Annotated in this window: 10 protein-coding genes; 4 read left to right on the top strand and 6 right to left on the bottom strand. The window is 58.9% G+C overall.

Annotated features, from left to right (window positions below; genetic code table 11):
- Window positions 1-9: 9 nt before the first annotated feature.
- Both ACYVGC_RS00635 and ACYVGC_RS00630 read right to left on the bottom strand, forming a co-directional pair.
- Window positions 10-1,779: a DUF885 domain-containing protein gene (locus ACYVGC_RS00635; RefSeq protein WP_460581839.1), complete on the bottom strand. Its 1,770-nt coding sequence runs from the start codon at window positions 1,777-1,779 to the stop codon at window positions 10-12.
- Between the two features lie 109 nt (window positions 1,780-1,888).
- A complete protein-coding gene (locus tag ACYVGC_RS00630; RefSeq protein WP_460581838.1) occupies window positions 1,889-5,386 on the bottom strand; it encodes a UvrD-helicase domain-containing protein in 3,498 nt (1,165 codons plus the stop codon).
- Window positions 5,387-5,406: 20 nt separating this feature from the next.
- Between ACYVGC_RS00630 and ACYVGC_RS00625 the strand changes: the two genes are divergently transcribed.
- Entirely contained in the window at window positions 5,407-5,832 is a 426-nt protein-coding gene (locus ACYVGC_RS00625) for a hypothetical protein (protein ID WP_460581837.1), read from the top strand.
- On the opposite strand, the gene ACYVGC_RS00620 is transcribed toward ACYVGC_RS00625, so the two are convergent.
- Entirely contained in the window at window positions 5,829-6,254 is a 426-nt protein-coding gene (locus tag ACYVGC_RS00620) for an acyl-CoA thioesterase (protein WP_460581836.1), read from the bottom strand. The two genes, ACYVGC_RS00625 and ACYVGC_RS00620, sit on opposite strands and share 4 nt — an antisense overlap.
- A gap of 154 nt (window positions 6,255-6,408) precedes the next feature.
- On the opposite strand from ACYVGC_RS00620, the gene ACYVGC_RS00615 reads away from it, so the two are divergent.
- Together ACYVGC_RS00615 and ACYVGC_RS00610 are read left to right on the top strand one after the other, a co-directional pair.
- The gene (locus tag ACYVGC_RS00615) at window positions 6,409-6,606 is read left to right on the top strand and encodes a cold-shock protein (RefSeq protein ID WP_151088786.1); all 198 of its coding nucleotides are present in this window, start codon (window positions 6,409-6,411) and stop codon (window positions 6,604-6,606) included.
- A 462-nt stretch (window positions 6,607-7,068) separates the two neighbouring features.
- Window positions 7,069-9,063 (top strand): DEAD/DEAH box helicase, encoded by a 1,995-nt coding sequence (locus tag ACYVGC_RS00610; protein WP_460581835.1) that lies wholly within the window; start codon window positions 7,069-7,071, stop codon window positions 9,061-9,063.
- A gap of 222 nt (window positions 9,064-9,285) precedes the next feature.
- Here the strand turns inward: ACYVGC_RS00610 and ACYVGC_RS00605 are convergent, their stop codons facing one another.
- From ACYVGC_RS00605 to ACYVGC_RS00595, 3 genes are all read right to left on the bottom strand, one after another.
- The gene (locus ACYVGC_RS00605) at window positions 9,286-9,738 is read right to left on the bottom strand and encodes a ferritin family protein (RefSeq protein WP_460581834.1); all 453 of its coding nucleotides are present in this window, start codon (window positions 9,736-9,738) and stop codon (window positions 9,286-9,288) included.
- Between the two features lie 139 nt (window positions 9,739-9,877).
- Window positions 9,878-11,173 carry a BaiN/RdsA family NAD(P)/FAD-dependent oxidoreductase gene (locus ACYVGC_RS00600; RefSeq protein ID WP_460581833.1) on the bottom strand — a complete coding sequence of 432 codons (1,296 nt, stop codon included), beginning with the start codon at window positions 11,171-11,173 and terminating at the stop codon, window positions 9,878-9,880.
- Between the two features lie 29 nt (window positions 11,174-11,202).
- A complete protein-coding gene (locus ACYVGC_RS00595; RefSeq protein ID WP_460581832.1) occupies window positions 11,203-12,063 on the bottom strand; it encodes a Rossmann-fold NAD(P)-binding domain-containing protein in 861 nt (286 codons plus the stop codon).
- Between the two features lie 163 nt (window positions 12,064-12,226).
- On the opposite strand from ACYVGC_RS00595, the gene ACYVGC_RS00590 reads away from it, so the two are divergent.
- Window positions 12,227-13,075: an SDR family oxidoreductase gene (locus tag ACYVGC_RS00590; protein WP_460581831.1), complete on the top strand. Its 849-nt coding sequence runs from the start codon at window positions 12,227-12,229 to the stop codon at window positions 13,073-13,075.
- Window positions 13,076-13,136 lie beyond the last annotated feature (61 nt).

Raw genomic sequence — 13,136 nt, 5'->3', positions numbered from 1 at the left:
CTAAAGTGCTTAGCGGCGCAGCATCAACTCCCGAATGTACCGCACCGGGGCACTGCCGTAGCTCAAAAACTGCTCGTTGAATTTTTTGAGGTTGAATTTGCTGCCCTCGCGCTGCTTGATTTCATCGCGCAGGGCCACTATTTCGGTATAGCCCGTGAAGTAGGAACTGAGCTGTACCTGGCTGAGGGTGGCGCGGTGCCACTTGTTGCGGGCCTCGGCTTCTTCCTGAAAGCCCACGCCGGTGAGCAGCGCCACCACATCGGCCTCGCTGGCGTTTTGGGTCTGGATGAGGTTGTCAACCACCGCATTAAGGGTCGAGCGCATGTTCCACTTGTCCCACAGCAGCCAGATTTCGTCCGAGTTGTTGCCGTAGCCGGCCTCCAGCATCAGGCGCTCCGAGTACACGGCCCAGCCCTCAATCATGGCCCCGTTGCCGAAAATGCTTTTCACCAGCGAGGGCGAGCGGTTGGCGTACACGAGCTGCGTGTAGTGCCACGGAATGGCCTCGTGGATGTTGAGAATCTGCAAGGTATAGTCGTTGTACTCGCGCAGGTAGCTCTCGGCCTGGGCGGCCGTCCAGGTGGCGGGCAGCGGCTCCACGTTGTAGTAGGTGTTGGCCTTGGTGTCGTAGGGGCCGGGGGCGCTCACGCTGGCCCCCGCACCGCTGCCGCGCATGTAGCCCGGCGTTTCGCGCACTACCAGCGGCTTGCTGGGGTCCTGGGTCAGCAGGTCGTGGTCGTTCACAAACTTGGTGAGGGTCGGAATCTGGCGCTTCACCGCGTCCACAAAGCCGTCGCGCGGAGCGTGCTTGAGGGTCAATTGATTGATAACCTGGCGAATAAGCACTAGCGTGTCGGCGGGCATGGGCTGGCCAGCGCAGTACTTCGGAAAAAGCCTCGCCGCCCGCCGGCCCATGTCGTGCAGCAGGTCGGCCTTGTGCTGCTGAGCAAGCTTAAACACCTCGTCGGCCGAGTAGCGCGACTGAACATCCAGCGCAAACTTGCGGGCAAACAACGCCTTACCAATGCGGAACGACCGGTACCTGGGAACATACGCGGGCATGGCCTTCGCCAGATACCCCAGGTAGCCATCAATGGCCGTGCGCGCCCCGGCAATGCGCTGAGTTAACAACTGCTTTTCGGCAGTGCGCAGGCCCGACTTGCGTACCGAGTCAGCCAGGGCCGCCCCAAATACGGCCAGGCCGCCTTGGTTTTGCTCAAAAGCTAGCTTGGTGTGCTCTGCGGTGGGCTGGTAAATGTTGGCCCGCGCCGCCTGGTAATACGCCTGCGCCCCGGCTATTTTGTCGGAGATATTGCGCAGGCGGCGGTCCAGCGGGTAGTGGCGGCCGTTGAGCAAGTCGCCCACGCTGGCGCCCAGGTTGTAGCTGGCGGGGTTCCACTGCCAGCTTTTGAGCGTGTCGGCGTACCAGCGCTGCGAACGCAACTCGTTGGTAAGTAAGTGATAGTCAATCTGATTGTTAGGTGATAGGCTGTCGAGCGAAAAACGGCCGAGCGCGCCCAGGTTCTGGGTTACAAAAGCCGCCTCGCGCCGGCGCTGCGCCGCATCCGGAATCACCAGCAGCGAGTCGTACTTGTGAAAGCCCTGCGACGAAGCGTAGTCGGGATTCTGCTTCCACAAATCCAGAATAAACTGATTCTTGAAGCGGTCGAAGCGCGCATCGGCCGGCGTGCCCGTAATCGAGCTGGTGGCAGTACTAGTAGAATTGCTGGTGCAGCCAGGCAGGGCCAGCGCTAGCAAAGGCAGGTAGCGAAGTTTCATGCAGCGAAAGTAGGGGTGGGGCCGGGCGCAGCCAGCACCAACTGCCGGGTAATACCAATAGTTAGCCCCATTATTACTCGCCCGCGGCTACCCGCTAATAACCCTATAGTTACACCTCGGCTACCTCGCCCGACCCGAAATAATAAATAATGCCGCGCACTTCGGCGTAGCCTAATTCCCGAAATAAATTACCGTAATCACGCAGCCGGATTTTGTGAATATCCTGCGGCGGTGGCAGCTTAAAATCCAGCATGGTCACCGTCTGTTCGGCTCGGCTGGAGCCCGCGCCAAACACAATGCGGTCGGGCTTGTAGGCGCGCTGGGTGCGGCCGCCAATTAATATCTCGCGCTCCGTTTCTACGGCCAGGTTTTCGGCAAAAAACGGGGCCAGGTACGGGTCAGCCAGCAGTTGGGTGAGGCCAGCCTCCAGGGCCGGCCTTTCCTGCTGATTCACCACGCCTTCGGCCACCAGCTGACGTAGCGTGCGGCCCAAATCCTGGGCCGATAGCAGCCGGCGCAGCGCGTAGTGCAGCTTGCGGTTGAGCTCTCCCAGCTTCTCTTGCTCGTCAAAATCAAATACGGTGGTAGCGTGGCGGCGCAGCTTGAGGCGCTCGGGCCAGGGCGTGGAGGTGAGGTTGGTAAGAGCGAAGTTGGTTTCCGGTTTTTGATTCCTGGTTTTGGGGGTCGCCGCCGCGCCTTTGTTTAATACGAAACTGGTGCTATTGGCCTGCCATTGACCTAGTTGGCGCAGATAGCCAGCTAGTAGGTCGGCCACGTCGCGGGCCGCGCCCTGGGCGGCGGCCGGTACAGCTTCCGCCGATGAGGGCGGCAATTCGCCGGTTGTTTTTTTAGCTTCGGCGGGCGTTTTGCTGAGTATATAGAGCCGGTGGCGGGGGCGGGTAAACGCTACGTAGAGCGTATTAAGCCCGTCGAGCAGCGTCTTTTCGCGTTCTTCGGCATCCTGTTCCGCCAATGGAGTGTAAATCAATGTCTTATTGAGACGCACCACAGCTACATCGGGTAGCTCGGGCAGGGGTTTTTCGCGCGCGTCGAGGCGGCCCCACAGCAGCTCGCCGGCGTGAGGCACCAGCGACCAGTCGGCAAACGGCACAATGACAATGCCATACGCCAGCCCCTTGGCCTTGTGCACCGTGGTAATGGTAACGGCATCGGCCCCGCCCGGCGCATTAATGCTAAGCGAGCCCTTGCGCTCGTCCCAGTGCGTCAGAAAATTGCCCAGATTATTACCGAATTTCAAACTAAATTCCAAGGTCAAATCCAGAAAGCGAAACAGGTAGTCACTCTCCGCATTTGCCCCCAGCAATCCGAAAATACCAATTAGCTTTTCGGTTAATTCATAGAGCCCCAAATTACCGGTGGTCTGCTCGTTCACGTCGAAGCCCAAGCTGCGCAACTCGTCAAAAAAGGGCGTGCTGCTCTCCTTCTTATTGGCTACATCGGCAATGTGCCAGGCCCGCGCCGGGGTGGGGGCTAGGTGGCGCACTACCTTGTCCAGCAGCAACAGCGCCTCAGCCCGCGCCAGGGTATCGCTGCCCTGGTGCAGCACCCGCATCACAGCCACCAGCAGGTTCACTACCTCGGCAAATTGCAAGGCCAGCGAATCGGCCGATATAATGGGGAAGCCACGCTCTTTCAAGAACTTAGCTAACAGTCGGCTTTGGCGGCGGGTGCGGCATAGCACGGCCACATCGCGCAGGTGGTAGCCATCGGCCAAAGCCTGCTCTACCAGCTGCAAGGCCAGGTAGCAAGTGCTTTCGGCGTAGTCGAGCACCGCCTCGGCCGGGTAGCCAGGCAGCATTTCGGCTAGGTACTGGCCGGTAGCAGGCGCGTAGCGCTGAGCGGGCGCGTCATCTTGCGTAAATAATAATTCGACGTGCCCAGTCTGCGACCCCGATGTAATTACCCCGCCTGGAAAATCCTGCTGAAACCCTGGCTCAAAAATTCCTTGCACCAAGGCGTGCTCCCCACTGCGCTCCCGCACGTAAGAAAAGAATTCATTATTAAACCCAATTATTGCCGGCTCGCTGCGGTAATTAATAGCCAGCGAATGCGGCTCCAGGTTCTGCTGCAAGGTGTAATAGCGCTCATCCAGCAGCCGGCGCATGTTGGCGTCGCGCGCCCGGGCTGCCAGAGCATTAGTATCGCCCTGGTAAAGCCGTAAAATCTGCTCCAACTCGCCGCCCCGCCAGCGATAAATAGCTTGCTTAGCATCGCCTACCGCCAGCGATAAGCCGCCGTTGGCTACCGCATTCTCCACCAGCGGCAATAAATTATTCCACTGCAACACCGACGTGTCCTGAAACTCGTCGATTAATAAGTGTCGGTACTTTTCACCCAGCCGCTCGTAAATAAATGGCACTGGCTCATTCAGCACAATGGCCGCAATGCGTCGGTTAAATTCGGAAATCAACACTACGTTGCGCTCGCGGCTGATTTCTTCCACCAGTTTATTTAATTCGCTCAGTAGCGAGGCATGGAATAAAAACGGCTGCACCGCCCCCAGCAGCACGTAGCCGGGCAAGTGCTGCAACCGCAGTTCCAGCAGCTCATTAAACGCTGCTTCCAGCTCGGGCTGGGCGGCTTCAACGGCGGGCACCAAGCCCGCTTTTTTGGCCTTTTCGCTCCACCACTTGCCGCTATCGAGCGTCTTGCGGGCCGTGGCGGTCGGGAAAATCCCATCCTTCTCGGGCGGACTCAGCCAGCGTTCCCACTTGGTAAAGTGCCCGTAAATGCCGCCGCTACCACTGGCAAGGTGCTCTGCCTCAATGCCGCCCGCCGCCAGCACGGCCAGCGCGCGGTCAGCCTGGGCTTGCACTGCGTCTTCAGCCGCTCGCTGCCGCGCCCGAATATCCTGGTCGAGCGCTCGGAAATCGGCCATCGTTTTCTGCCCCAGTTGAGCCACGGCCTCGTGCACGCTCTCGCTGAATAGCGCCCGGCCAAAGTCCAGCAGTTCGTCGGGTAGCTTGTTCCAGTTGCGGCCTTGCTCGGCCTGGCCCAGCGCGTAGTCGGCCAGCGTCTGGCTCAGCAACTTGCTCTGCGGGTCGCGGTTCACCTTATCCAGCAGCGCGGCCACCGCTGAGCGCAGCACGCTATCGGTATCCAATTCTACCTCAAACGTGGCAGGCAAATTCAACTCGCGCGTAAAAGCCGTCACAATGCGCTGCACAAACGAGTCGATGGTACTCACCGCAAAGTCGGCGTAGTGGTAGAGCACCAGCCGAAACGTGGCCGTGGCGCGCCCCCGCACTTCGCGCTGCCACTCGGCCGGCGTGCGCAGGTAGCCGGGCAGCTGGCCTTCCTGGGCCAGCTCGGCCGCAACCTCCACTAGTAACGCATCAAGCTTATCGCCAGGGGCTTGCGTAAAGCGGCGCAGGGCGCCCACAATGCGCTCCTTCATCTCGCCTGCCGCGTCGTTGGTGAAGGTTATCGCCAGAATGCTCTTAAAATAATCGGGCTTGTAGATGCGCTCGCCGGTGGGGTCGGCCGGCTGCGGGTAACCCAGCGCCAGCTTCAGGTATTCTTTCGTTAATTGGTACGTCTTGCCGGAGCCGGCCGAGGCGGAATAGATGCGGAAAGGGGCAGGCATTAATGTAAGTACTAATAAATATGGACTACCCGGTTTATTACAAATTGAATTTCGATGGCTTCAAAAGCTCCATGAAATTCGCATGGGAGCTCGCCAAGGAGGGAATTATTGAAGCACAGCTGTCGCCACCAGAAACAACTCGAATGAAGGAGATACTCATTAGCACCCTAGCGGCGTATAATGAGTATGTTGACTACAACGAATATGAGCGGGTCGACTTGGATGGTTTCGGGATACAATATGTAGCCTACTCGAATAAAAAGGAAGAAAAAATAATCTGGATTAACGGATTCACTTTGAAGAGCAATTGGCATAGCCCAGAAGACGCATCCAGCTTTGAATCATATGCAGTACTTGTGCTAGATGGCGGCAACGGGTACTTTGAAACCACTATTAATTTAACCACCGGGGAAGCAACCGGTATCCAGATTCACGGCTCTGCTTAACTGGTGGCTGGCAGCAACCGCTCCACCACCTTCCCCGGTACCCTTACCGGCCGGCCGCTACCCGCATCCAGTAGCACCCACTGCGTTTCGGCGGCGCATAGCAACTGCCCATCATTCACGCGCTCGATGCGGGTGAGGCGCTTAGAGCTAGCGCCCTTCACGTCGGCCACCCAAGTGCTGACGCGGAGCTCGTCGCCGGCGTAGGCTGAGCGCAGGTAGCGCACGCGGTGCTCCTGTACCACCCACACCTGGGGCGGCAATTCGGCGGTGGGTGGGTAGAGGTGGTGCCAGTGGGCGGCGGCTATATCTTGTACCCAGCGCACGTAGGCCACGTTGTTGGCGTGGCCAAGCTGGTCGATGTCCGACTCCTCCACGGTAAAGACGTGACTGTAAGCGTGAGTAGGGGCGGCGGGCGTGTCCATAAGTTTTTTTTGAGCGTGACGAAGTTCGGGGATTTTGTCTATCTTTGGCGCAACCCAAGGCTCTGTGGTGCTGTTCCGGTCCGCTCCGGTGTGTTAGCATCCAAGGTCCCCAGCTTGCCACTGGGCTTTGGCGACACCCCAAACTTTTTTTATTATGCCGACCGGAACGGTAAAATTCTTCAATGAAACCAAAGGCTTTGGTTTCATCAAAAACGACGAGACTGGCCAAGACATCTTCGTCCACGTCACCGACCTAGTAGACGCCAAGTCGCTACAAGAGAAAGACAAAGTTCAGTACGAAGAGGCGCAAGGCCGCAAAGGCCCGAACGCCGTGAAAGTGTCGTTGCTCTAAGCTGCCTCACCTTTCGTGCTACCGAAAAGCGCCTTCCCACGCGGGAAGGCGCTTTTTTGTGACTCTCTTAAATCGTCTGTCATACTGACGAAGGAAGCACCTTATAGCGCATCAACGACTTGTTCTGGCGCGATAGGATGCTTCCTTCCTCAGCATGACAGACGACTTAAAAAAATATTCTTGTTACCACGTTAGCCTTTTCCAAATAAAATCCGTACCTTTGCACCCGCATTTGAGAACGGCCCCATTGAGTGGCCGGGGTGGCCCAGAGTAAGTAATTGGCTGCCGAGTAGTTTCCCGTTTTATCGGTCGTATTTTTTCCGCCTTGTCGTTAGTAGGAAGGTTGAGGGGGAAGAAGCGCCGCCGCTGTTGAGCCGGCTGTTTTCAGAGCGTAGTCTCATTCCCCACAAGCTGCCCAGGTTTTGGAAAACCAGGCAGCCCATCAACCAATTCCGTTCCAACATGGATACCGAACAAGTAGAAAATACCCCCGCAAAAACCAACGAGAAGCCTAAAGTTCGCTTTGACGAGCTCAATCTCTCGCCCGAAGTGCAGCGCGCCATCACCGAAATGGGTTACGAGGAAGCCTCGCCCATCCAGGCCTCGGCCATCCCCGTGCTGCTCGCCGGCAAAGACGTAATCGGCCAGGCCCAGACGGGTACCGGCAAAACGGCTGCCTTCGCCATTCCCGCCATCGAAGGTGTGGACGGCGAAAGCCGTGACGTACAAGTAATTGTACTGTGCCCCACCCGCGAACTTGCCGTGCAGGTTTCGGGCGAAATTCAGAAGCTGGGTAAGTACAAGAAAGGCCTCGCTGTAGTGCCCATCTACGGTGGCTCGTCCTACGACCGGCAGTTCCGCGCCTTGGAGCGCGGTGTGCAAATCGTAATCGGTACCCCTGGCCGCGTAATGGACCACATCGAGCGCGGCACGCTGAAGCTCGACAAGGCCACTAAAATCATCCTCGACGAAGCTGACGAAATGCTCGACATGGGCTTCCGCGAGGATATCGAGTTTGTACTCAGCAAGATGCCCGAGAGCCGCCAAACGGTGTTCTTCTCGGCCACGATGAGCAAGCCGATTATGGACATGACCAAGAAGTACCAGCGCGACCCGCAGGTAGTGAAGGTCAACCACCAGCAGATGACGGTGTCCAACATCGAGCAGAGCTACTTCGAAGTGCGGGGCCCGCAGAAGAAGGATGTCCTGACCCGCGTAATGGACATGTACAACCTGAAATCGACCATCATCTTCGCTAACACGAAGCGCATGGTGGACGAAATCGTGGCTGACCTGCAAGCCAAAGGCTACTTCGCCGACGGCCTGCACGGCGACATGAGCCAGGCTCAGCGTCAGAATACGCTTGATAAATTCCGCAAAAACACGCTCGAAATCCTGGTTGCTACCGACGTAGCCGCCCGTGGTATTGACGTTGACAACGTGGAGGCTGTATTCAACTACGACCTGCCCGCCGACGAAGAGTACTACGTGCACCGCATTGGCCGTACCGGCCGCGCCGGCAAGAATGGCCGTGCCTTCACCTTCGTGAGTGGCCGCGACATCTACAAGCTGCGCGACATCATGCGTTTCACCAAGGCCGACATCAAACTGGCGCAAGTGCCGTCGTTTGCTGACGTGTCGGAAGTGAAGACAACTTTGTTCCTCAACCAGATTAAAGAGGTTGTGGAGAAAGGTGGCCTCGATAAGTACATCGGCCGCGTGCAGCGCCTGCTCGACCAGAGCGAAGAAGTTACCTCCCTCGACATTGCCGCAGCTTTGCTGAAAATGACGATGAAAGAGGATAAGCGCAACGAGCAAAGCCTCGACGCTAGCCGCGAAAAAGGCGCTACCCGCCCCGGCTACACGCGTCTGTTCATCAGCATGGGCAAGAAAGACCGCCTGCACCCCCGCGACGTGGTTGATTTGATTGGCGAGAGCACCAACCTGCCCGGCAACAAAGTAGGCGACATCGCCCTCTACGACAAGTTCAGCTTTGTAGAAGTACCGAACGAGTTTGCCGAGGAGATTGTGGGCCAGCTTGGTCGCAGCAGCATCCAGGGCCAGCCGGTTACGTTCAGCATCGCTACCCCGGTGCAGGACGCAGCCGCTAAAGAAGAAGGTACCAACCGCCCCGAGCGCCGCGAAGGTGGCTTCGGTGGGGGTGAGCGTCGCGGCGGCTTCGGCGGCGGCGACCGCCGCGAAGGTGGCCGCCCGCCGTTTGGTGGTGGCAACCGCGGTGGCAGCAGCTACGGTGGGGGCGAGCGCCGCGAAGGCGGTAACTCCTACGGTGGTGGCTACAAAGGCGGCGACCGTCGCGAAGGCGGCAGCTCCTACGGTGGCGGCGACCGCGGCGGCAGCCAAGGCGGTGGTTACCAGCGTGGTGGCTACAAAGGTGGTCAAGGCGGTGGCAGCAGCTACGGCGGCGGCTACAAAGGCAAGCGCGACTCGGGTGAATAATTCCGACCTGCGAACCGCTCGGACTTTATAGACGATTGATTAGCAGTGAACAAACAAAAAGGGCTGCCCAACCGGGCGGCCCTTTTTGTTTGCTTACGTGATGCTTGCTACTCTCCTGGTTGGGGTCAGCAAACGAGGTAGTTAAACACAAGAAAGGCTGCCTGAATAGGCAGCCTTTCTTGTTAAAAAAGTTAGTGAATCTCGTGGATTCGCAACTTTGTCTTATTTAGCCGAGTCACGCAGGCCGCGGATTTCGTTGTGAGCAGCCAGTACGCCCTGCGACTGCTTCTCGATAATCGACTTCAGGTCGCCGGGGAGGTCCTGAATTTTGGATGCTTCCTCGTAAGCCTTCTTGGCTACGTCCTCACCACGCTCGCACTCGGCGAGGATGGCGTGGTTGTCGTGGCCGGTTACGGCAGATTTTAAATCAATCCAAACGTGGTGGATAGCACCAAGTACCGACGAGCCTTCGCTGGTATCGGGGTGCAGGTCAAGCTTGAACATCTGGTCCTCAATCTCCGTCACGTAGCTAGCACGCTGGGCCGAGTATTTCTTGAACAGGTCTTTCAGGTGTTGGTCCTTCACGTCAACCATCGCGTCGGCGTAGCCTTTTTGGCCATCCTTAAGAACAGTGATGAGCGCGTTGAGGGCGGTTTGGGTTACTTTGGCTTCCATGATTGGAAAAGGAAATGTAAGTTGGAAAGGTGAGGGAGTTTACTAGTCAACTGCCCGCAGGGTTACAGTGCAGCGCCAGATGCCGCAATTTTATGCTGCCCATTGCTGGCTATTCTCCATACCTACTCTGTTCTATACCTCAGCTCACGGGCTGCGCTACCTTGGCCATAGCCTGGCCAGCCAGGAAGCCAGTTGTCCAGGCAGCCTGAAAGTTGAAGCCGCCCGTAATACCGTCAATATCAAGTACTTCACCGGCGAAGAAAAGGCCAGGGACGCGGCGGCTTTCGAAGGTAGTGAGGTTGACTTCGCTCAGCGGGATGCCGCCGCAGGTTACAAACTCGTCCTTGTGCGTGGTTTTGCCCTGCACCTGCAAGGGTGTGCGTAATAACAACTCCAACAGGCGGTTCTGGGCTTTCGCGGGCACCTCATTCCAGCGGGTTTCGGGGCCGATGCCCGCTTCCGTGGCCAGCGTGCGCCACAGGCGCGTGGGTAGGCCAAACTGCGGGTGCGCCGCCACCTGCTTCTTACCGTTTTCGAGGCGGAAGGCCTGGGCCCAGGGGCGCAGCGTTTCATCGGTGTGCGTGGGTACCCAGCTGATGAGCGCCGTACCGTGGTAGCCCAGCTCGTGCAAGCGGCGCGCGCCCCAGGCCGAGAGCTTGAGCACGGCCGGGCCACTCACGCCCCAGTGCGTAACTAGCAGTGGGCCTTCGTATTGCAATTTTTCGCCGGCCAGCACCACGCGGGCGTGGGGCACGCTCACGCCGGGTAGCTCGCGCAGGGGCGAGGCTGGTACGTTAAATGTAAAAAGTGAGGGCACCGGCTCGGCAATGGTGTGGCCCAGGGTGCGCAGCCAGTCGTAGGCTACCGATTTGGGGTTGCCGCCCGTGGCTACCAGCAAGCGGCCCACATGCAGCTCGGGACCCAGCTTGGCGCTGCCTTCGCCGCTGAGAGTCAAGCTAAAGTGGCCGTCGGGCAGTGCGGTAATCTGTTCGGCGGCGGTGCGGGTGAGCACGCGCACGCCGGCGCGCCGGGCGGCGTCTTCCAAGGCGCGGGCAATGGTTTCGCTGCTGTCGGTGGTTGGAAACATGCGACCGTCGGCTTCCGTTTTGAGGGCCACGCCGCGCTTGGCAAACCACGCAATGGTATCGGCCACGCCAAACTGCTTGAAGGCTTCCTTGAGCTGCCGGCCGCCGCGGGGGTAGTGCTGCACCAGCTGCGCGGCCGACTCGCAGGCGTGCGTCACGTTGCAGCGGCCGCCGCCCGACACGCGTACCTTGCTTAGCTGCTTGGGGCTCTTCTCCAATAAGTAAACTACTTGATGCGGGTTGGCCTCGGCGCAGGCAATGGCACCAAAAAAGCCTGCCGCCCCGCCGCCCAGTACCGCAATGGCTGGCAGGGAAGGTGCAGAAATAACAGGGGAACAAGGCAGCGACATGCCACAAAGGTAAAACCCCCGCCGGCTCCCTAGCAGTAGGGGAGCGCCGCTAGCACGTCATCGTGCTGAAACGCGTAGGGAATCAGGCTGCGCAGCCGGCTGGAATCTATGAGCTTACTGCTGCTGCCCCCGTCCTGAAAGGTAGGCGGCTCTAGCCCAATGTAGGTGGCGGCCGCGGGGTAAAACTCGCGCCGCGACGGGTGCGACTGTGCGCAAACGTTGAACGTGTGCCCCCACACGTTCTCGCTGATGATGGCGCTTAATACGCCCACCGCATCGGTGAGGTGCAGCAGGTTGGTGGGCGCGTCGCCCTGCGGCAGGTTTTTGCGTCCCGCCAAAAAGCGCCCTGGGGCGCGGCTAGGGCCTATCAGGCCGCCCAGGCGCACCACGGTGCTTTTCCACTGCCCGTAGCGCGGCACAAAGTGGCCCTCGGTGCGCAGCACATCAGAAGCGGCGTCGCGGGTGCTCACGGCATCCGTCTCACGCATCGGGCGGGGCTCGTCGGGGTATACGCCGGTGGTGGATACGAACAGCACGGCCTGCACCCGCGCCGCCGCTACGGCCCGGTGCACCGGCCGCAGCAGCTGCGGGTAGCCGCCGGCCACCGCCGCGCGCGGCGGCACGTTGAGCACCAGCGTAGTTACCTGGCTGAGTAGGTTGGTGAGGCGCACCTCATCGGCTGCTGTAAAGTCGCTGCCTAGTTGCAGCAGCTGGCCCTCAATACCCTGGGCCGCCAGCAGGGGCAGCTGCTCGGGCGAAGTAGTAGTACCCAGCACGCGGTGGCCCTGCGCCAGCAAGTGCTTTGCCAGAGGAAGGCCCAACCAGCCGCACCCAAGCACGGCAACGGCGGAAGGGGAGGCAACTGCACTGACAACGGGGGTAACGGACATAAAAATTAAGCTTGAATACTAGTTCGCTATGCTAAAAGGCTGCAAGTTGCACATGAATGCCGCAAAGCCATGCAGTGGGGAAGTGCTACTTACCTTCGGGCCACCCAGTAGTTGGCTAGCTTTTATCCCACCAAAAACCATGACAAATTCTTTTGCACAACCCATGCTTCGCGATAACGCTTTGGCGGGTAAAACTATCATTGTGACGGGTGGCGGCACTGGTCTGGGCCGCGCCATGACCACCTACTTTCTGCAATTAGGGGCCAACGTGACCATCACCAGCCGCAAACTCGCTGTACTGGAACAAACAGCAGTTGAACTACGACAGCAAACGGGTGGCCGCGTGCTGGCCGTAGCTTGTGACGTCCGTAAATACAATGAAGTAGAAGATATGTTGGCGCGCACCTACGCCGAGTTTGGCCGCGTGGATGTGTTGCTCAACAACGCGGCGGGCAATTTTATCAGCCCTACCGAGCGCCTGAGCCATAAGGCGTTTGACGTGATAGTGGACATTGTGCTGCGCGGCTCCTACAACTGCACTCTGGCTGTGGGCAAGCGCTGGATAGCCGACAAGCAGCCCGGCACCATCTTGAATATTGTAACCACTTACGCCTCTGTCGGCTCGGCTTACGTGGTGCCCTCGGCTGCGGCAAAGGCAGGCGTACTAGCCATCACGCGGTCCCTGGCGGTGGAGTGGGCCAAGTATGGCATCCGCTCCAACGCCATTGCGCCCGGTCCCTTTCCTACCGAAGGTGCTTGGAGCCGCCTGTTTCCCGAGCCGCTGGCCAGCCAGCTCGACCCCGCCGCCAGCGTGCCCCTCAAGCGCGTGGGCCAGTACCAGGAGCTGGCTAACCTAGCCGCCTACCTTGTATCCGATTTTTCGGCTTATGTCAACGGGGAGGTCGTCACCATTGACGGCGGCGAGTGGCTCAACGGGGCCGGCGAATTCAATAAACTGGAAGCCCTAACGCCGGATATGTGGGATACTATCGAGAAAACCATGCGCCGCTAGTGTATTAATTGGCGCACAGTGTAGATTAACAATCGGATAATCATTAAAAAAGGGCAGCCTA

This window comes from Hymenobacter arcticus, assembly GCF_054779975.1.
The sequence above is the reverse complement of the archived record's forward strand: the minus strand, read 5'-3'. Positions and strand labels throughout refer to the sequence as shown.